The 19,273-nt window shown below is 62.5% G+C and carries 17 protein-coding genes; 11 read left to right on the forward strand and 6 right to left on the reverse strand.

Annotation, left to right across the window (positions count from 1 at the left end; all coding sequences use genetic code 11):
• Window positions 1–8: 8 nt before the first annotated feature.
• From LQ788_RS17360 to LQ788_RS17370, 3 genes are read left to right on the forward strand one after another with little or no spacing between them, the layout of a single operon-like run.
• A complete protein-coding gene (locus LQ788_RS17360) occupies window positions 9–608 on the forward strand; it encodes a proteasome activator (protein WP_231443139.1) in 600 nt (199 codons plus the stop codon).
• On the forward strand, window positions 605–1,123 hold the full coding sequence (locus LQ788_RS17365; protein WP_231443141.1) for a hypothetical protein: 519 nt from the start codon (window positions 605–607) through the stop codon (window positions 1,121–1,123). The genes LQ788_RS17360 and LQ788_RS17365 overlap by 4 nt, the downstream gene beginning before the upstream one ends.
• On the forward strand, window positions 1,120–1,944 hold the full coding sequence (locus LQ788_RS17370; RefSeq protein WP_231443143.1) for an HAD family hydrolase: 825 nt from the start codon (window positions 1,120–1,122) through the stop codon (window positions 1,942–1,944). The genes LQ788_RS17365 and LQ788_RS17370 overlap by 4 nt, the downstream gene beginning before the upstream one ends.
• 112 nt (window positions 1,945–2,056) lie before the next feature.
• Here LQ788_RS17370 and LQ788_RS17375 read toward each other — a convergent pair whose 3' ends face one another.
• Window positions 2,057–2,905 (reverse strand): HAD family hydrolase, encoded by an 849-nt coding sequence (locus LQ788_RS17375; RefSeq protein WP_231443144.1) that lies wholly within the window; start codon window positions 2,903–2,905, stop codon window positions 2,057–2,059.
• 28 nt (window positions 2,906–2,933) lie between these two features.
• Window positions 2,934–4,214: a serine--tRNA ligase gene (serS, locus tag LQ788_RS17380; protein ID WP_231443147.1), complete on the reverse strand. Its 1,281-nt coding sequence runs from the start codon at window positions 4,212–4,214 to the stop codon at window positions 2,934–2,936.
• A 119-nt stretch (window positions 4,215–4,333) separates the two neighbouring features.
• On the opposite strand from serS, the gene LQ788_RS17385 reads away from it, so the two are divergent.
• The 3 genes from LQ788_RS17385 (at window position 4,334) to LQ788_RS17395 (ending at window position 9,448) form a co-directional block, all read left to right on the forward strand.
• Window positions 4,334–5,449: a diacylglycerol/lipid kinase family protein gene (locus LQ788_RS17385; protein ID WP_231443149.1), complete on the forward strand. Its 1,116-nt coding sequence runs from the start codon at window positions 4,334–4,336 to the stop codon at window positions 5,447–5,449.
• Between the two features lie 232 nt (window positions 5,450–5,681).
• Entirely contained in the window at window positions 5,682–7,868 is a 2,187-nt protein-coding gene (locus tag LQ788_RS17390) for a hypothetical protein (protein WP_231443151.1), read from the forward strand.
• A 242-nt stretch (window positions 7,869–8,110) separates the two neighbouring features.
• Entirely contained in the window at window positions 8,111–9,448 is a 1,338-nt protein-coding gene (locus tag LQ788_RS17395) for a hypothetical protein (protein ID WP_231443153.1), read from the forward strand.
• Between the two features lie 113 nt (window positions 9,449–9,561).
• On the opposite strand, the gene LQ788_RS17400 is transcribed toward LQ788_RS17395, so the two are convergent.
• From LQ788_RS17400 to dnaK, 4 genes are all read right to left on the reverse strand, one after another.
• Window positions 9,562–9,999, reverse strand: a complete 438-nt coding sequence (locus tag LQ788_RS17400) for a heat shock protein transcriptional repressor HspR (protein WP_231447473.1) — start codon at window positions 9,997–9,999, stop codon at window positions 9,562–9,564.
• A 14-nt stretch (window positions 10,000–10,013) separates the two neighbouring features.
• Window positions 10,014–11,033, reverse strand: coding sequence for a DnaJ C-terminal domain-containing protein (locus LQ788_RS17405; RefSeq protein WP_231443155.1), 1,020 nt, complete (start codon window positions 11,031–11,033; stop codon window positions 10,014–10,016).
• Window positions 11,034–11,178: 145 nt separating this feature from the next.
• Window positions 11,179–11,898, reverse strand: coding sequence for a nucleotide exchange factor GrpE (locus tag LQ788_RS17410; RefSeq protein WP_231443157.1), 720 nt, complete (start codon window positions 11,896–11,898; stop codon window positions 11,179–11,181).
• On the reverse strand, window positions 11,898–13,763 hold the full coding sequence (gene dnaK, locus LQ788_RS17415; protein ID WP_231443159.1) for a molecular chaperone DnaK: 1,866 nt from the start codon (window positions 13,761–13,763) through the stop codon (window positions 11,898–11,900). The genes LQ788_RS17410 and dnaK overlap by 1 nt, the downstream gene beginning before the upstream one ends.
• Before the next feature lie 393 nt (window positions 13,764–14,156).
• Between dnaK and LQ788_RS17420 the strand changes: the two genes are divergently transcribed.
• The 5 genes from LQ788_RS17420 to LQ788_RS17440 all read left to right on the forward strand — a co-directional run bounded on the left by LQ788_RS17420 (window position 14,157) and on the right by LQ788_RS17440 (window position 19,273).
• On the forward strand, window positions 14,157–15,545 hold the full coding sequence (locus LQ788_RS17420) for an MFS transporter (RefSeq protein ID WP_231443161.1): 1,389 nt from the start codon (window positions 14,157–14,159) through the stop codon (window positions 15,543–15,545).
• A 37-nt stretch (window positions 15,546–15,582) separates the two neighbouring features.
• Window positions 15,583–16,803, forward strand: a complete 1,221-nt coding sequence (locus tag LQ788_RS17425) for a sensor histidine kinase (RefSeq protein ID WP_231443162.1) — start codon at window positions 15,583–15,585, stop codon at window positions 16,801–16,803.
• Entirely contained in the window at window positions 16,800–17,495 is a 696-nt protein-coding gene (locus tag LQ788_RS17430; RefSeq protein WP_231443164.1) for a response regulator, read from the forward strand. Before LQ788_RS17425 ends, LQ788_RS17430 begins: the two co-directional genes overlap by 4 nt.
• Window positions 17,496–17,615: 120 nt before the next feature.
• A complete protein-coding gene (locus LQ788_RS17435) occupies window positions 17,616–18,524 on the forward strand; it encodes an ABC transporter ATP-binding protein (RefSeq protein WP_231443166.1) in 909 nt (302 codons plus the stop codon).
• Entirely contained in the window at window positions 18,521–19,273 is a 753-nt protein-coding gene (locus LQ788_RS17440; RefSeq protein WP_231443167.1) for an ABC transporter permease, read from the forward strand. The genes LQ788_RS17435 and LQ788_RS17440 overlap by 4 nt, the downstream gene beginning before the upstream one ends.

The raw sequence follows: 19,273 nt of genomic DNA on the forward strand, positions 1-19,273 counted from the left end.
ATCCGATCATGATCAGCAATCCCGATCAGTCCGAGAGTGCGTCCGATCAGCAAGGGGACTCCCCCGACCAGGCGGTGAGCCCCGCCGCCCAGTCGACAGACCCCAGTACTCAGTCGACTGGTTCTGCCGGTGACTCCGTCGCAGAGTCCTCGTCTCAGGTCGATGTGTCCTCTCCGGCGAAGGTGATGCGGATCGGGACCATGGTCAAGCAGCTCCTCGAAGAGGTCCGCAGCACCGATCTGGATGAGAAGGGCCGCGAACGCCTGGCCAAGATCCACCGCCGGTCGATCGACGAGCTCGAAGATGGGCTCTCCAAGGACCTCATCGACGAACTCGAACGCCTTGACCTGCCCTTCGACACGAGTGATGGACCTCCGACGAACTCCGAACTGCGCATCGCTCAGGCCCAGCTGGTCGGCTGGCTGGAGGGACTCTTCCACGGCATCCAGACCGCGATCATGGCGCAGCAGGCCATGGCACAACAGGGAATCGCGGGCCATGGCCAGCTGCCACCGGGAATGGTGCCACCCGGCGCGGCTCCCGGCTCAGCCGAGAACGAGCAGAAGCACGACGATTCCGACGATCCTCGCCCAGGCAACTACCTGTGAAGAACATCTTCTCTGGTCTGCGAAAACCTGGAGCCTCCGCGCCGCGCAAGGGCCCTGACCAACAGTTCGGCACCGGACTCTGGCGGCACAACCACGACAGGTTCATCCGCGCCGTCGACCGCTACTACACCACCTCGGTGGCCATTCATAAGCTGCCCAGCGACGGGCAGGGCACCTCCGCCGACGCGAACACGATCATCGATGGGACGCAGCGCCTCAACGATTTGGTGCCCGTCGTCGACGAGGTCACCGCGTGGCTGCACACCCACCATCCGGTCACCGGTCAGGTCGTTCCCAGCCACACCCGCAACATTGTCGGTGACACCCCCGAACTGCTGACCAAGGCCTCATCGAAGGTCGCCGAGGCGGTGCTGGCGGCCTCGATGGCCCGCACCGAAATCATCGCCGGCAGACCGATCGAACCGAGTGCCAAGGCGACCGAACGATTCATCTCCGATGCCGCACAGCTGCTCGAACGCGCCCAGGAGAACCTGGACGGACTGGGGCAATCATGACACCGCCAGAGGACTTTGACCTGGGCATGGTAGCCAGCGATATCGACGGCACGCTCCTCCTCGATTGGAAACCCATCTCCACGGCCACCATCGACGCCATCCACCGCTGCCAGGACATGGGCATCCCCTTCGTCCTCGTCACCGGCAGACCGATCAGATGGCTGGAGGCGATCGCGGAACAGATCCCCGACCTCGGCCGCGTCATCTGCCTCAATGGGGCAGTCGTCTATGACATCGCCTCGGCGAGTGTGGTGTCGGCTCACACCATCGAGTTCAGCGAGGTGGAGAAGATCATCGCCGCGATCACAGCCTCCCACCCGGAGGCGCACTTCGCGTTCGAAACACTGACCGGCGGCCTCGTCGACAAGAACTTCATCTCACGCAATCCGCGCCGGGCCCATGTCATGGACGACCTGTCGGAACTGGCTACGCGTGACGTCGTGAAGATCCTCGTGAGCATCGGCTCCGATGATTCGGAAGCACTCCATGATCTGCTCGACCCGCTTGTCGCCGCGGACTGCCACGCGTCTTTCTCCGACCCGGTCAACGGTCTCGTCGAACTGGCTCCGGCTGGGGTGACGAAGGCGAAGACGCTCGAGGAGCTGTGCAAGCACCTCGGCGTGGCACGCGAGCAGGTGATGGCGTTCGGGGACATGCCCAACGACATTGAGATGCTGACGTGGGCGGGTCACGGTGTGGCCATGGGCAATGCACTGCGGTCGGTCAAGGACTGCGCGGCCACCGTCACCGACTCAGTCGATGAGGACGGCGTCGCCCGCTACCTGAACGCAGTGCTCGACGCCCGCACAGGACGCCCCTAAAAATACCCGACGTCACTAATACCGGGCGGCGCCGCCCGATATTAGTGACGTCACCGATGTTTAGCGAAGTACGCGGTCGCAATGCCGCGTCGACAGGAGCGGTCGCTGAGTCTCAGCCGTGGGTGGCGCGGGAACCGCTGAGCGAGAGCACAGTGCGATCAAGGTCGAAATAGTCAACGAGAGCAACAGCCAGGCCGTCGTCGTCGACAGACTCCGTCACGACTGAGGCATGCTGCTTGAGCACGTCCTTCGACTGGCCCATGACGATCCCGTGGTGGACCCATTCGATCATTTCGATGTCATTGAGTCCGTCACCGGCGCCGATCGTCAGCTCATGGTCGATTCCAAGTTCGGATTCGACGAGTTCGAGACCGCTGGCCTTCGAGACACCGTCGGGGGCGATGTCGAGCCAGTTGCTCCAGCCCACCGAATAGCTGACTTCGTGGAGTCCGAGACGGTCGACCGCCTCGGCGAATTCCTCCGCAGTGCCGTTGACCTCACGCATCACGATGCGAGTGGCCCGCTTCTCCAGGAGCTGCTCGAAGTCGACGATGTCGAGCGTGTCCGATTCCGCGAGCTCACCCATGGGGAACGGTCCCGAAGCCCACCGGTGCAGATCCGGGTCCTCGACGAGGAACAGTGCGCTGGGCAGCGCCTCGTGCATCTTCTCCAGCGCGTCCCTGGGATCGAAGGACACCACATGGTGCATCTCCCACCCCAGCGGAGCGGCCGGTTCGAGCTTGACGACGACGGAGCCGTTCGAGCAGACGACGAACCCTTCCTTGAGGCCGAGCGCGTGCACGACCTCAAGTGCTCCGGGCAGCGCCCGTCCAGTGGAGATGACCAGATGGTGACCGGCGTCGGCAAGCTGTGTCAGCACCTGACGGACGGGTTCGGACAGGGAGCCATCGTAGTTGACGACGGTGCCGTCGATGTCGAGCGCGATGAGGTGTTCGGGCAATTTCTCTCCAAGCTTGAGGATCGTGGCTTCAGTAACGCGGGCCCTCTGGTCCCTGGGCGGTCATGCCGCCGAGGTAGGGGCGCAGTGCCGCGGGAACCGTGACCGAGCCGTCGGCCTGCTGGTGGTTTTCCAGGATCGGGACGAGCCAGCGGGTGTTGGCCATGGTTCCGTTGAGCGTGGCGACGGGGCGGGTGGCTCCGTCATAGCGTTCGCGGACCTGCAGGCGGCGTGCCTGGAAGGTCGTGCAGTTCGAGGTCGAGGTCAGTTCCCGGTAGGTGCCCTGCGTCGGGACCCAGGCTTCGCAGTCGAACTTGCGTGCTGCGGAGTCACCGAGGTCACCGGCTGCCGTGTCGATGACGCGGTAGGGCAGTTCGCACAGGCCCAGCATCTTCTCCTGCAGGGACAGCATGCGCTCGTGCTCAGCCTCGGCGTCTTCGACCTCGACGTAGGCGAACATCTCGACCTTCTGGAACTGGTGGACGCGGATGATTCCGCGGGTGTCTTTGCCGTAGGAACCGGCTTCGCGGCGGTAGCAGGAGGAGATTCCGGCGTAGCGCAGCGGACCGTCGCTCAGATCGATGATCTCGTCCATGTGGAGTCCGGCCAGAGGCACTTCGGAGGTGCCGACAAGGAACAGGTCATCGGCTTCGAGACGGTAGACCTCGTCGGCGTGCTCGCCGAGGAAGCCGGTGCCGCGCATGACCTCGGGCTTGACCAGAGTGGGCGTGATGGTCGGGATGAACCCGGCTTCCTCAGCCACATCGCGGGCCAGGTTGAGCAGGGCCATCTCCAGCTTGGCACCGAATCCGGTGAGGTAGTGGAAGCGCGAACCTGCGACCTTGGTACCCCGGGTCGTGTCGATGGCTTTGAGCGTTTCACCGATCTCGAGGTGGTCGGCAGGCTCGAAGCCGTCGGTGCTGAAGTCGCGGGGCTCGCCCACGGTCTTGAGGGTCACGAAGTTCTCCTCGCCGCCGGAGGGGATTCCCTCGACGATGAGGTTCGGGAGTTTGGCCGCGAGTTTGTCGAACGCGAAGGTGGCTTCCTCTGACTCGGCCTGCAGCGCCTTGACCTTGGCCGACTTCTCTTTGCCTGCGGCGATAAGAGCAGGCTTCTCGTCCTTGGGCGCCTTTGCAATCTGAGAGGAGAAGGACTTCTGATCTGCGCGTGCGTCCTCGAACGCGGTGATGGCAGAACGGCGTGCGGAATCCGCAGCCAGGACTTCGTCGACGAGGTCCACGGACGAGCCGCGGGCCTCCTGCGATGCCTTGAACAGGTCCGGGTTTTCTCTGAGGAGCGCTAGATCGATCACCCTCTCAGCTTAACGGTATGGGAGTCTTTTCGACATTCGGCGGGCTCGTGGGAGGGTCAGCGGCGCGCCAGAGGTGGGTGACCAGCTCGTACCCAAGTTGGGCACTGTAAATTTGGGGCATGACCATTGCTTTGGACCCCATGATGACGTGGCTCGTCGTCGCCGGCATCATCATTGTGCTGATCGTCGCGTTCTTCGTCGGCCACCGCATCGGCACGCGTCGTGCTCTGAGCCGAGTTCGACAGTATGCCCGCGGCGCTGACGCTGAGTCGCCTGAGAACGAGCTCTCTACCCGCTACCGGGCCGCTCTCGTCATCAACCCGACCAAAGCCGATGTCAGCAGACTGTCCTCGACCGCCGAGGCGATCTGCCGTTTCGAGGGCTGGAACCCGCCGTTGGTCATCGAGACCACCCCCGAGGATTCGGGTGAGGGAGCCACCTCTCGCGCACTCGACGAGGGGGTCGACGTCGTCATCGCTGCCGGCGGTGACGGCACGGTCCGCGCCGTCGCCTCGGCGCTGGCCGGGTCAGAGACACCGATGGGGATCGTTCCGCTGGGGACGGGGAATCTGCTGTCGCGCAACCTCGACATCGTCCTCGACAAGACCGAGTGGGCGCTTCGCATCGCGTTGTGGGGCCGCAACCGGAAGATCGACGTCGGTACCGCGAAGACCGCCGAGGATGGGGACACTCACGTATTCACCGTAATGACGGGACTCGGCTTCGATGCGGCGGTCATGGCCGATACCAATTCCGACCTCAAGTCCCGCCTGGGCTGGTTGGCCTATGTCGAGGCCGGGTCCCGGAAGCTCGTCGGTCGTCCCAGCCATGTGAAGGTGACCTTCGACGACGACTATCGGGTCTCGGCACGCGTGCGGTCGGTCCTCGGCGGCAATTGCGGGAAGCTGCAGGGCGGCATTCAGCTGCTGCCTCAGGCTGTCATCGATGACGGGATGCTCGATGTCCTCATCGTCAGCCCGAAGAATCTGGGCCAGTGGGTGGGCGTCCTTGCCTCCGTGCTGGGCCGGAAGACTTCGAAGGGTCTGCACACGGACATTCGCAAGTGCCAGAAGGTCGTCATCGAATCCGGTGAGGAACTCGATGTGCAGCTGGATGGAGATCCGATCGGCCAGTCGGGGTATCTGGCGATGGAGGTCATGCCTGCGGCGCTGACGGTTCGCGTGCCCACCGTGGAGCAGCGCAAGCAGATCCGCGCCGAGGCCTGGCCGGTCTGAGGGTAGGGGTCCGGCCAGCCTGAGAGCGGGCGGGGCCCGGTACCGGCACCTGAACCGGTGGTTACCCAATAGTTACATCACGGGAGTGTTTCATTGCGCGCTCTTTGTTCACCAAAGTGTTACTGCAAATACCGCTGAACAAAACTTACGCAAATAGTTTAGAGAATCCTTCGAACCTAGTATGAGTTTCAGATGTGCACCCCCTCACACTCTCTAGATTGAAGGCACTCCAATGAAGAAGCTCATTCTCGCGCCGGCCGTGGCCCTCGCGTTCACAGGTCTGGTGGCCGCCCCAGTCGCCGCCGCCGAGACCCCCTCCACCCAGTCCGCCTCTGCTAAGGCTGAAGCCAAGGCCGAGCAGGAGAAGAAGGACAAGGAAGCGGCCGAGAAGCTCGCGAAGGAAGAGGCCGAGCAGAAGAAGGCCGACGAGGACAAGGCTGCTGCTGAAAAGGAAGCCAAAGAAAAGGCTGAGCAGGATAAGAAGGACGCAGCCGAGAAGAAGGCTGCTGACAAGAAGGCCGCGGCCAAGAAAGCAGCCGACAAGAAGAAGGCTGACGACAAGGCAGACAAGAAGTCCGGCGATGATGCCAAGGACGCGAAGAAGCCTGCACCCAAGGATGACGAGCCGAAGAAGGACGACTCCGACGATAAAGACGATGCCGACGAGATCAACGCTCAGCTGAAGGTCGCCACCTCATCGATCTCGGCCGAAGACCTCGCCACCAAGGGCGTCAAGGTCACGGTCACCGGTCTGGAGAAGGGCGACAAGCTCTCAACGTCGGGCCTGAGCGCACCGGCCACGACCGCCTCCGGTTCGACCGCAACTCTCAACGTCAAGTACAACGGCGATGCCGAAGACCTCACCGAAGGCTCGAAGGCCCTCACCGTCAAGGTCCAGCGCGAAGGAGTTTCGGCGGAGAGTTTGCAGACTCAGGTTAAGTTCGAGCCGTTCGCCGACGAAGACGGCCCGATCGATGCCTCGCTCACGGTCGATCCCGAGGAGATCACCGCTGAGGATCTCGCCAACAAGGACAAGGGCGTCACCGTTACCGTCTCGGGTGTGAAGAAGGGTGACAAGATCACCGACTCCCTGACCGGAGACACCGAAACAGCCGAAAAAGACGGCAATCACACACTGCATATCTATTACAAGGGCTCGGTCGACGAGCTCGAAGAGGGCAAGGTTCCGTTCACTGTTGACATCGCGCGCGATGGCGAAAAGTCGGTCACCCTCAAGGGCAACATCAACGTCGTCGACGAGGTCTCCGAAGTCGACCCGAAGGTCTCGCTCTCAACCAAGGAGATCTCGGCCGAGGACTTCAAGAAGGATGGACTCAAGTTCACCGGCGAGGGCTTCAGCCCAGGCGGCACCGTCAGCGTCCAGGGCGAAGCCGTTTCGGCACAGAGCGCTGCTGTTCAGGCAGACAAGGCCACCGCCGACGAGGATGGCAACGTCAGCGGAGTTGTGACTGCGCCTGAATCGATCGAAGCCGGCAAGTACTCGCTCACCTTCATCGACGATGAGACTGGTGAAAAGAGCGCCGCGGTCGAAGTCACTGTCACCGAGGACGACGCCGTCGAGGCGATCGATGCCTCGCTGAAGGTCGATCCCAAGGAGATCACCGCAGCGGATCTCGCCAACAAGGACAAGGGCGTCACCGTCACCGTCTCGGGCGTGAAGAAGGGTGACAAGATCACCGACTCACTCACCGGAGACACAGAAACCGCCGACGCAGAAGGCGACTACAAGCTCCACCTCTACTACCAGGGCAACCCTGACAACCTCGAAGAGGGCAAGGTTCCCTTCACGGTCACCATTGACCGCGAAGGCACCGAGTCGGAGACCTTGAACGGCAACATCAATGTTGTCGCCGAAGACAAAGAAGACGGCGATGACGGTGACAATGGCGACGGAGGAGACACTCCCGAAGCGCCAGCAGAAGCATCGTTCACGGTCTCGCCGAAGACGCTCGAAGCAGCGGACTTCGCCAACGACAAGAAGGGTGTCACCCTGGCCGTCGAGGACTGCGAACCCGGCGCGGATGTGCACTTCGAAGTCACCCCTAAGGGCATCCAGGTCACCGCGTACGAGAACACGGTCCAGGCCGACGACGAGGGCAAGGCTTCGGTCAATGTCTTCGGCACCTCTGACAACGTTTCAGCGTATGTCGGCGACTACACCGCCAGCGCAACCTGCGGCGATGACTCAATGAAGGAATCGTTCACAGTCACCGCCGGTGCAGATGGCGGCGGAAGCGACGGCAGCGACAACGGCGGCAACGATGGCAGCCAGCTGCCACGTACCGGTGCGGACCTTGGCGGTCTTGCCTCGGGCGCGATGCTCCTCCTCGTTGGTGGAGCAGCAATCGCCATGACCGGTCGCCGCAAGACGGTCGGACAGTCACCTACCGACTTCTGATGAACACCTCAGATGATCAACTCACGTAGGTGATCATCTGAGCCTGCGAATGGGTGTGGCCCCGGCTTCGGTCGGGGCCACACCCATGTTCAATTCGACCATTGTTCTAACTGGTCAACGACGCCTGTGACTGATCTGTACGACAAGTGTGAACAAAACGACCACAACTATGCTCGTTGTAAATATTTCATTATTGTTACCTGCGTAGGACATCATCGTCAGCTGCTTAAACGAAGGACATCATGAAGAAGCTTGTACTCGCCCCCGCAGTGGCCCTGGCCATCACCGGCCTTGCCGCATCCCCAGTAATGGCTGCGCCCACAGCCGACGCTTTTGGACAGACAAACGTCCAGCAGAGCAAAGCCGAGTCGGATGATCCCAAGGACGCCGAGCCTCAGGCCATCGAAGCTTCGGTGACAGTTTCACCGAAAGAGCTCACACAGACCGATCTCCTCGACCCGGGCTTCACCGTCACCGTCACTGGTCTCGAAGCCGGAGACGTAGTCTCGGACAACCTCACCGGCGAAGAGGTAACGGCTGAAGGTGACTCCGTCGAGTTCACCATCCACAACGTCACCGGTGACCCTGCTGCTATCGATCCGGGCACACTCAACTTCACGATCACCATCAAGCGTGGCGAAGAGACCGAAGAGATCGCCTCGCAGGTCGAGGTCATCGACGATGACGCCGAAGAGCCAGAAGCACCCGCGGTCGACCCGAAGGTCTCTCTCAACACTGAGAAGATCTCCGTCTCAGACTTCGAAAAGGACGGCCTCAAGGTCACCGGTGAGGGCTTCACCCCTGACAGCGCCGTGACCGTGCTGGGCAATGACACTCAGTCGCCCTTCTTCCAGGAAGAGGTCAAGGCCGACGCGGACGGAAAGATCAGCACCACCGTCAAGGCACCCGAAGGCGGCCTGGAAGCAGGCGACTACTCGGTGTCCGCAGTCGACACAGAGACCGAAGAGGTCTCGAACTACGCACAGTTCGCCGTCGCCGAAGACGAGACCGAAGAGCCCAAGCCCACCACTCCAGCGGCTGACGCCAAGCTGACCATCTCGCCTGAGACCATCGACGCTGCCGACTTCGTCGTGGAGAACAAGGGTGTCACCCTGGCAGTCGAGAACTGCGAGCCAGGCTCGGACGTTCACTACCTCGTCACCCCCAAGGGCAACTCGAACGTCACCGCCTACGACAACACCGTCAAGGCCGACGACGAGGGCAATGCCTCCGTCAACGTCTACGGCACCTCTGCCAATGACCCATCGGCCTACCTCGGCGACTACGACGTCACCGTCACCTGCGGCGACGAAGAGCTCACCGGAGCCTTCACCGTCAGCGATGACGCCAACGCCGGCGGCAGCGACGGAAACGAAGATGGCAATGAAAACGGCGGCAACGCAGACGGCGGCAACGGCGGCGATGATGACGGCAACGGAAACGGTGGCGGCGACCTGCCTCGCACCGGTACCGAACTGACCGGCCTCGTCGGCGGAGCTGCTCTCCTCCTCATCGGTGGAGCCGCGGTCACCATGACCATGCGTCGCAAGAAGGCCGTCGAGGATCCTTCAGCGATCTGATCTTAAGGTCTGAACCCGTAGACAGCATCCGGGCATGACGAAGGGGGCGAATCCAATCGGATTCGTCCCCTTCGTCCTTGTTCGTTCCAGATTGAGGGCTGCAGGAAGTCAGCTCAACGGCGTCTGAACCTGTTGTAGAGAACCATCGCACCCGGCTCGGGGCGGCCCTGGGGCCGCCTGCCACGCGAAATCGAGACGACGTCACCGGCGGTGCCGGCTGCGAAAACACGAGCTTCGCGTTCCTTCGCTGACATCCGAGACCTGACTTCGGTCTCCAGCTCCTCGTTCCTAGACTTGAGCGCATCGACCTGGTTCTGCAGGTCGATGATCTTCTTGATGCCCACGAGGTTCACGCCCTCGTCCTGAGAGAGCTGCTGAATCAGCCGGAGTTTGGCGATGTCTCGCCCCGAGTACCGCCGGCCTCTGCCGGCCGTGCGCTCGGGGGTGACGAGACCCAGACGGTCATACTGCCGCAGCGTCTGCGGGTGCATTCCTGCGAGGTCCGCCGCCACCGAAATGACGTATACCGCTGCACTGGTCGATATGTGCATCACGCTTCACCACCTCAACTGGCCCTGGCTTTGTCGAGCAGACCGTCGCGCGGGTCCTCGTTCTCGGTCGCCGATCGGAACGATTCGACCGCTTCCTTGGCGTCCTTCGACAGGTTCTGCGGGACAACGATCTCCGCGGTCACCAGCAGGTCGCCGGTGCCCTTCTTCGATTTCACACCCTTGCCGCGCAGCCGCATGGTCCGACCCGATGGTGTGCCCGGGGCGATCTTCATCGTCACCGGCATTCCATCCAGCGTCGGCACCTTGACCTCGGCGCCGAGTGCGGCTTCGTCGAAGCTCACAGGCAGATCCATCCGCAGGTTGTCGCCGTCACGGGTGAAGACGGGGTGAGGCTTGACCTTGATCGTCAGGATCACGTCACCGGCCTCGCCGCCGTTGGGGCTGGTCTTGCCCTTGCCTGCCAGCCGAATCTTCTGTCCGTCTTTGACGCCGATCGGCGTGCGCACGGTCAGGGGCTTTCCGCCTGGCATATTCAGCTTCACTGAGGCACCGTTGATGGCCTCCGTGAACGACAGGGTGGTGCTGGACTTGATGTCCCCGCCTTTGGTCGGAGGCGAATAGCCGCCGCCGAAACCGCCGCCACCGTAGCCTCCTCCGCCGAAGCCGTTGAGGAGGTCAGCGAGGTCCGGAGGCACGTCTCCCCCGCCTCCGCCGTAGGGCGAACGGCTGCGTGTCCGTCCGCCTCCGCCGAAGAGGTCGGAGAATACGTCGTCGAATCCGCCGCTGGCTCCACCTGCGGGACCACCGGAACCGGTGAACCTGGCTCCGCCGCCCATGGCGCGGACCTGGTCATATTGGGCGCGGGATTCCTTGTCGGACAGCACCTGATGCGCCTGGCCGAGCTCCTTGAACTTGTCTTCAGCCTTGGTGTCACCGGGGTTGGCGTCCGGGTGGTACTTGCGTGCCAGCTTGCGGTAGGCCTTCTTGATCTCTGCATCGGAAGCATCTTTGGAGACGCCGAGGGTCTTGTAGAAGTCCTTTTCGAACCAATCATTCTGAGGACCGGTATTCACCTGGCACCTCCTTCCGTGTCTTCTTCATCAGTGTATTCAATTGTCTCCTCACAATCCGCAACCCCGGGATTGTCATCCCGGGTGATCCGGACCGCCGCCGAGGTGGTTCCACGTTGGTGGGACCACCTCGGCGAGGGTGTGGTTCTCAGTCTTCCGGCTGCTGCACGCCGACGCGTGCCGCACGGATGATGCGCTCACCCATGCGATAGCCCGGCTGCATGACCAGGAAGACGGTCGGAGTCTCGACGTCGTCCGATGGCTGCTGCATGAGTGCCTCGTGCAGTCGCGGATCGAACTCGTCGCCGACTTCACCGTACTGCTCGACGCCGACCTTGTTCAGCGAGTCGACCAGCTTCTTCACGTGGGTTTCGAAAGGCCCCGTGACGTCGCCGTTCTCCTGCGCCAGTCGCACTTCGTCGAGTACTGGGATCAGGGCTTCGACGGCCTTGATCGTTCCACCGGTCGCAGCCCGCTCGCGTTCGCGATCGGCCCGCATCCGGTAGGCGGCGTACTCGGCGTTGATGCGCTTGAGGTCGGCCAGGTGCGCTGCGGCCTCAGTTCCCGGTGCGGGTTCGGCAGCCTCTTCGCCCTGAGCAGCCTCGGTGTCGTTCAACGTCGAAGCGTCGGCCGGGATGTCGACGCCGAGGTCACTGGCATCCGCCAGATCATCTTCGGCGCCCTGGACGTCCTCGGCGCCTGCGGCACCGGTGGCGTCGTTAGCGACATCGGCTTCGCCAGCCTCCGCCGAGGCCGACGTTGCGTCGGCCTCTGGGCGTAGTTCGCCGGTGTCCGGATCAATCCGGCGCTTGTCGCTGAAGGTGAAGCCTGGCTCCTCGGACGACGGATCGTTGCCCTCGGCAGTCATTACTTCTTCTCCTCGTCCTCTTCGTCGACAACCTCAGCGTCGACGACGTCGTCGTCAGCGCTTGCATCAGCACCGGCTGCGGCCTCTTCACCAGCGGCGCCTTCGGCACCACCCTGCTGGCTGTAGATGGCTTCACCGATCTTCTGCTGGTTCTCGACGAGCTTGTCGTAGGCAGTCTTCACTGCATCGTCGTCTTCACCCTTGAGCGCTTCCTTGAGAGCCTCAACGTCCGAGTTGATCTCGGTCTTGACCTCTTCGGGCAGCTTGTCCTCGTTGTCGGTGATGAGCTTCTCGGTCTGGTAGGCGAGGTTCTCCGCATTGTTGCGAGTGTCAGCGGCCTCACGGCGCTTTTTGTCCTCGTCTGCGTGCTCTTCGGCTTCCTTGACCATGCGGTCGATGTCTTCCTTCGGCAGTGCGGAACCGCCGGTGATCGTCATCGACTGTTCGGTGCCAGTGCCCTTGTCGGTGGCCGACACGTGCACGATGCCGTTGGCGTCGATGTCGAAGGCGACCTCGATCTGCGGCACGCCGCGGGGAGCCGGTGCGATGCCGGTCAGCTCGAAGGTGCCCAGGTTCTTGTTGTCGCGAGTGAACTCACGCTCACCCTGGAAGACCTGGATCGACACGGAGGGCTGGTTGTCCTCAGCTGTGGTGAAGGTCTCCGAACGCTTGGTCGGGATCGGGGTGTTGCGCTCGATGAGCTTGGTCATCACGCCGCCCTTGGTCTCGAGTCCGAGCGAGAGCGGGGTGACATCGATAAGCAGAACGTCCTTGCGTTCGCCCACGAGGACACCGGCCTGCACGGCTGCGCCGATCGCGACGACCTCATCGGGGTTGACGCCCTTGTTGGGCTCCTTGCCTCCGGTGAGTTCGGTGACGACGGCGGAGACGCCGGGCATACGGGTCGAACCGCCGACGAGGACGACGTGGTCGATCTCGGAGACGGACACGCCTGCGTCCTTCATGACTGCGTGGAACGGAGCCTTGGTGCGCTCGAGGAGGTCCTTGGTCAGGTCCTCGAACTTCGCGCGGGTCAGGGTCTCATCCAGGTGGATGGGTCCGTTCTCGCTCATCGACAGGTACTGCAGCGAGATGTTGGTGCTGGTGGCCGAGGAGAGTTCCTTCTTGGCCTGCTCCGAAGCTTCCTTCAGACGCTGGATTGCGGTCGCGTCCTTGCTCAGGTCAACGCCGTATCCGTTCTTGACCTCACCGACGAGCCAGTCGACGATGCGCTGATCCCAGTCGTCGCCACCGAGGCGGTTGTCGCCCGAGGTCGCACGGACCTGAATCGTGGAGAAGTCGTCTTCGTCCTTGCCGACTTCCAGCAGGGAGACGTCGAAGGTACCGCCACCGAGGTCGAAGACCAGAATGGTCTCGTCTTCCTTGCCGCGTTCGAGGCCGTAGGCCAGAGCTGCAGCGGTCGGCTCGTTGATGATGCGCGAGACCTTGAGTCCTGCGATCTCACCGGCATCCTTCGTGGCCTGACGCTCGGCGTCGTTGAAGTACGCGGGAACGGTGATGACTGCGTCGGTCACGTCTTCCTGCAGGTATTCCTCAGCGTCGTGCTTGAGCTTCTGCAGGATGCGAGCCGAAACCTCAGGGGCCGACATCTTCTTGCCGCCGATCTCTGTGGACCAGTCGGTGCCCATGTGGCGCTTGACCGAAGCGACGGTGTTCTTGATGTTCGTGACGGCCTGGCGCTTGGCAATTTCGCCGACCAGGGAGTCGCCGTTCTTGTTGACAGCAACGACGGATGGGGTCGTGCGACCGCCTTCCGCGTTCGCGATGACCTTAGGGTCGCCGCCTTCGAGGACTGTGACGACGGAGTTCGTGGTTCCGAGGTCGATTCCAACTGCACGTGCCATAACGTTCTCTCCTTACATATCGTGAGTAATCTCGACTCGAATGTGTGCGATCGGGCGGTCCCACCGCGCGGCTTCCACGACATTTCCTGTCGCGGGGACTTGCAATGGTCCCACTCGACCGCACACATTGAGCCAACTGCACTCAAGTATTATCTCCGTGGTCCGAGCAGTCAAGCTCGGCATCACTAAAGTTGCGTACACTAGACTCAACTTTGCGGAGCGAGGGTTTATTCCGCGGGGGAGAAAAAGTTTTTCGGCGAGGCGCTGTGATGCGTTCGAGCTGGCGCGATCGTCACCGTCGGCACCTCCCAGCTCAGCGGCTCAGCGGCTCAGCGGCTCAGCGGCTTATGCGATGATCAAATGACGGTGAGAAGAGCACAGGGGAGGACAGCAGTGGCTGATAGCGGCTTCCTCATTAGGCGCCCCTGGGTGCTCGTGGTCGTATTGGTCGGTGCTGCTACGAGCACGGCTTTCATGCAGACACTCGTCGTTCCCATCCAGAACCATCTACCCGATCTCATCGATGCACCGCGCAGCTCCACTGCATGGGTCCTGACCATCTCGCTGCTGGTCGCGGCCGTCACCACCCCGATCTCCGGACGCCTGGCGGATATATTCGGCATGCGCACCGTCATGATCGCTCTGCTGGCGATGATGACGGTGGGCTCCCTTATCGCCGCGATTTCGAGCGACCTTTTGTGGCTGCTCGTCGGTCGAGGGCTCCAAGGGGTGAGCATGGGAGCCACTGCTGTCGGCATTTCGATCATGGGTCTCGTCGACAACGGCAAAATCCGCATTGCAGGCATCAGCCTCATCAGTTCGAGCATGGGATTCGGCGGCGCGATCGGTCTGCCGTTGGCTGCCTGGATCGCTGAGATCGGGGATTGGAAGCTGCTCTTCTGGACGACTGCGGCTCTCGGCGCCCTCATTCTCATCGCGGTGGTCTTCGTCGTCCCCAGCACCACTCGCCTTCGGCAACGATTCGACTGGTGTGGGGCTCTGATGCTCTCTGCCGGCCTGAGCGGGATTCTGGTTGCGATCTCCCAAGGCCCGGTGTGGGGATGGGCATCAGCTGCGACCCTGGGTTTGAGCGGGTCAGGGGTCGTGCTCCTCGTCGTCTGGGGAGTCCATGAACTGCGTACTCGTGACCCGCTCATTGATCTGCGCATCATGTCGAAGCTGCCGTTGCTCATGGTGAGTCTAGGTTCGATCGCCTTCGGCTTCGCTCTCTTCGTCCAAGAGGTATCGTTCCTGCAGATTCTCGAGTTGCCGACGCGCACTGAAGCCGGCTTGGGCCTGAGCGTCCTGTGGGCGAGCATGGCCTTGGTGCCTGCTTCCCTGGCGATGATGGCCGTTGCTCCTCTCGCCGCGACCATCACCGATCGTTACGGTGCACGTGTGACTGCAGTTGTGGGCGCGGTGACCTCCATGGTCGGATACCTCATCTCAGTGGTCTGGCACGCTGAGGTGTGGCATATCGTCGTCGCCAGCGTGTTCGCTCTGGCCGGAGTCGCGATGGGATACGCCGCCATCCCCACTCTCGTCATGGCCGAGGTGCCCTACTCGATGACCAGTTCCGCGATCGGAGTCAACGCTTTGATGCGCAGTGTGGGAACGAGTTCGGGGGCGACAATCACTGGCATGGTGCTGGCGGTGCAGCTTGAGTCCTCGGCCGGATTCGCGGCGCCGAGCCCAGGTGGGTTCGTCGCGACCTTCTGGCTCGGCGTCGCTGCAGCGGCCCTGGCAGCTGTCTTGTTTTGGATCCCTGGTCGACGGCGGTAGTGCTGTGCGCGCAGGAACTGTCGTTAGGATGGAGGCGATGGAGATCGGACGGAGCTTCTCGGAGCCGCGCCACGAACAGCGCGGACACTCCACCTCGACTCCTGCCCCCGTCGGCTCATGGCCTGGCCGTCATGCACTGTTCATCGATGTCCTCGTCATCGCTGCGATCTTTCTCTACAACCTGCCGATCCAGTTCTCGTCAGTCCCGGGCCACCTGTGGATCGGCACAGGACTCGTGTTCTCCGTCGGTCTCTGCGCTCCCTACCTGCTCAGACGCCGACATCCACTCCCGATCTTCCTCACTATCTTTGCCGTCACCGTCGTTCAGTCAGCATCGGGCATCGGACCGCTCGTCGCCGATGTCATGCTCGTCCTGGCGCTCTACAACCTCTCGTCCCGTTACCGGTGGGTCGTGTCCGTCCCCGCCACACTGGCCGTCGTCCTCCTCACTCTCAGCGCCACTTCGGGACTGCGGCAAGCGGGATACCTCAACCTCGGTGAGATCGGGGTTCTCATCGTCCTCGTCATGTGGGCAGGCACGTGGGGTGCCCTCGTGAGAATCCGGAGGGCGCACCTCGAGAGTCTGCGTGAGCAGACACGGCAGCTTGCGCGGGAGGCAGAGACGCAGAAGCAGATCGCCGCGGCCGAGGAGCGGGCGCGCATCGCCCGGGAGATCCACGACGTCGTCTCCCACAGTCTCAGCGTCGTCACGGTTCTTGCCGATGGTGCGGCCTCGACCACGGAGTCGAATCCGGCCCAGGCCAAACGTGCCATGGAGGATGTCCGGGACACCGGACGTTCTGCGATGACGGAAATGCGCAGCATGCTCGATGTTCTCCGTTCCGATGATCAGGCGAAGCACGCTCCCCTGCCGGGCATCGAGCAGCTCGATCAACTCATCAATGAGTCACGAGCAGTGGGGCTCCCCCTCAATTTCGAGCACCGTGGCAAGCATGACAGTTTGCCCGAAGGGCTGAGCCTCACCGTCTACCGAACGGTCCAGGAGGCGCTGACGAACATCCGCAAGCATGCCGGAACCTCGGTGCAGAAAGTCAGGGTGGTCCTCGAGCAGACAGATACGACCATCGACATTCGTATCGGCGACGACGGTCGGGGCCCCAACCGAGACCGAGGAGGCCACGGCTTGACGGGAATGCGCGAACGCGTCAGCGCCTACGGCGGCATACTTGAGACCGGCCCTCTCGATCCGAACGGATTCGAAGTCCACGCCCGATTCCCTATCGGAGAAGACTCTTGACGATTCGCATTCTGCTCGTCGATGACCAGGAGATGGTGCGCCGAGGCTTCGCCATGGTTCTCGACACCGACCCCGATCTCAGCGTCGTCGGCGAGGCCGAGGACGGTGACACTGCGGTCGCCTTCGCCCGAGACAACATGGTCGATGTCGTCGTGATGGATGTGCGGATGTCACGGATGGATGGTGTGGAGGCCACTCGCCTCATCCGCGCCGAGGCGAACGCGCCCAAGGTTCTCATCCTTACCACCTTCGACCTCGACGAGTACGTCTATGACGCGCTTCGTGCGGGCGCCAATGGTTTCCTCCTCAAGGACGCGGGTACTGCCGAGCTGACCTCGGCGATCCGCCATGTCCACGCCGGCGATGCTGTCGTCGCCCCCAGTGCCACTCGTCGACTCCTCGAACGCTTCTCCGTACCCGCCTCGCCGACAGACCAATCTCAGAATCCTGCAGCAGAAGCTGCGCAAGCCGGCACCACTGCGCTCCCAGTTCTCACTCCTCGAGAGGTCGAGGTCGTCAGGCTCGTCGCCAGGGGTCTGTCGAATTCTGAGATCGCCGAGGAGTTCGTCCTCACCGAGGGCACCGTCAAGACCCACATCAGCAACATCCTGACGAAACTCGGCCTGCGAGACCGGGTCCAGATCGTCGTCACCGCCTTCACCTCGGGGATGGTCCGCGCCGACAACCGTTGAGCTCGCCTGTTCAACTGCTGCTGTCCTCTGTCTGAGGGCAGAGAGGTGAGCCCCACGCATTCGGAGATCTCTGTCCTGCGACCGATGTGCCGCCCGCCATGATTGACGAGGCTTGAAGGCATGGAAACAGCAATCACTACTGACCAGCTGACAAAGCGCTACGGATCCCGCACTGCCGTGGCCGATCTCAACCTCCGCGTCCCCGAAGGCTGCGTCTACGGCTTCCTCGGTCCCAACGGCTCCGGCAAGTCGACGACGATGAAGATGCTGCTCTCACTCGTGCGCCCGACGGCCGGCGAGGTCCGCATCCTCGGCAGACCGATGACTCGACAGACCAGACGCAGCCTGCTCGGCCAGATCGGTTCCCTCATCGAGTCTCCGCCCGGATATGCCCACCTCACTGGCCAGGAGAACATGCAAATGGTGGGTCGACTCCTCGACCTCCCGCCGCACCAGATCGATTGGGCCGTCGACACCGTCCACCTCCGCAGGCAGATGTCCAAGCGCGTCCGCGACTACTCCCTGGGTATGAAGCAGCGCCTCGGTATCGCAATGGCCCTGGCCAGAGCGCCGAGGGTCCTCATCCTTGACGAACCGACCAACGGCCTCGACCCGGCCGGGATCGAGGAGATCAGAGATCTTCTCCGCACCCTCGCCGAGGCCGGTGTGACGGTCATGGTATCTAGTCACCTTCTCGGCGAGATCGACAAAACCGCAACCGTCCTAGGCATCGTTTCCGATGGCCGGATGATCTTCCAAGGTTCACGGCAACAGCTATTGGCGGAGTCGACACCTGATGTCCTCATCCGCTGCTCGAACCCCGCTGATGCCCGAGCTGCGGTGGAGGGGCTTCAGCAACATCCTGTACTGCACGATGCAATGCTCAGGATCACCAACCTCGGCGAGGAGGCGACAGCAAGAGTCGTTTCGAGCCTGGTCGAAGCCAACATCGATATCTTCGAGGTCCGCAGGGACGAGCAGTCGCTCGAGGACATCTTCAAGAGCCTGACAGCAGGGGCAGGGTTATGAGAAGCATCATCGGCAATGAATTCGCGAAGATGCGGCACCTGTGGATCGCTCCGATTGCTATGGTCATGCCGCTGGGAATCGCAGGGATGACGGCCTTTCGCGGCCTCGCCTCGGGTATGCTCGGGCACCTCGATGACCCCGAAGGTCTCGGCTGGAAGTTACTGCTCGCCGGCCTCGGGCTCTCGGTCAGCCTCATCTCGCCGCTCATCATCGCCGTCCTCGCCAGCAGGCTGGTCGACATCGAGCACGCGGGCAACGGCTGGCTGCTGTCGTCGACAGCCTGTGAGACACCGGGCTCACTGTGCCGGGCAAAGTTCGCCTCGCTGGGACTCATCGTCACAGCGGCCACGGTGCTGCAGAGTCTCCTTCTCATCGGGATGGGGTTGAGCATCGGCATTACGTCACCGTTTCCCGGCGAGCACTGGCTTGTCTTCACCTGTGCGGCCGTGACGATCAACCTCTGCGTGCTCGCGTTCCAGATTGTGCTGTCGGCGACGGTCGAAAACCAGATCGTGTGCTTAGGCGTTGCTGTGCTCGGTGTATTCATCGCCGTCTTCGCTCCGGCGCTGCCCGGATTGTTGCAGCTCATCACACCGTGGGGCTACTACGAACTGGCGCGCGCAGCGGACTATGTCGGTACCGACCTCGTCTATCTCGACATCCCCCGCCTCCCCGTCCTCGGCCAGGCAGTGGTCGTCACCGTTGCGTTCACTCTCATCACCGCCCGCTTCGATCGACAGGAGGCTTGA

Origin of the sequence: Brevibacterium zhoupengii (assembly GCF_021117425.1) — a bacterium.
Taxonomy (GTDB): domain Bacteria; phylum Actinomycetota; class Actinomycetes; order Actinomycetales; family Brevibacteriaceae; genus Brevibacterium; species Brevibacterium zhoupengii.

Excerpts from the sequence above, each read along its gene's own strand:
- LQ788_RS17360 (WP_231443139.1), top strand. The coding sequence starts at position 9 with ATGATCAGCAATCCCGATCAGTCCGAGAGTGCGTCCGATCAGCAAGGG.
- LQ788_RS17370 (WP_231443143.1), top strand. The coding sequence starts at position 1,120 with ATGACACCGCCAGAGGACTTTGACCTGGGCATGGTAGCCAGCGATATC.
- LQ788_RS17385 (WP_231443149.1), top strand. The coding sequence starts at position 4,334 with ATGACCATTGCTTTGGACCCCATGATGACGTGGCTCGTCGTCGCCGGC.
- LQ788_RS17390 (WP_231443151.1), top strand. The coding sequence starts at position 5,682 with ATGAAGAAGCTCATTCTCGCGCCGGCCGTGGCCCTCGCGTTCACAGGT.
- LQ788_RS17395 (WP_231443153.1), top strand. The coding sequence starts at position 8,111 with ATGAAGAAGCTTGTACTCGCCCCCGCAGTGGCCCTGGCCATCACCGGC.
- LQ788_RS17400 (WP_231447473.1), bottom strand. The coding sequence starts at position 9,999 with ATGCACATATCGACCAGTGCAGCGGTATACGTCATTTCGGTGGCGGCG.
- LQ788_RS17410 (WP_231443157.1), bottom strand. The coding sequence starts at position 11,898 with ATGACTGCCGAGGGCAACGATCCGTCGTCCGAGGAGCCAGGCTTCACC.
- dnaK (WP_231443159.1), bottom strand. The coding sequence starts at position 13,763 with ATGGCACGTGCAGTTGGAATCGACCTCGGAACCACGAACTCCGTCGTC.
- LQ788_RS17425 (WP_231443162.1), top strand. The coding sequence starts at position 15,583 with ATGGAGATCGGACGGAGCTTCTCGGAGCCGCGCCACGAACAGCGCGGA.
- LQ788_RS17435 (WP_231443166.1), top strand. The coding sequence starts at position 17,616 with ATGGAAACAGCAATCACTACTGACCAGCTGACAAAGCGCTACGGATCC.
- LQ788_RS17440 (WP_231443167.1), top strand. The coding sequence starts at position 18,521 with ATGAGAAGCATCATCGGCAATGAATTCGCGAAGATGCGGCACCTGTGG.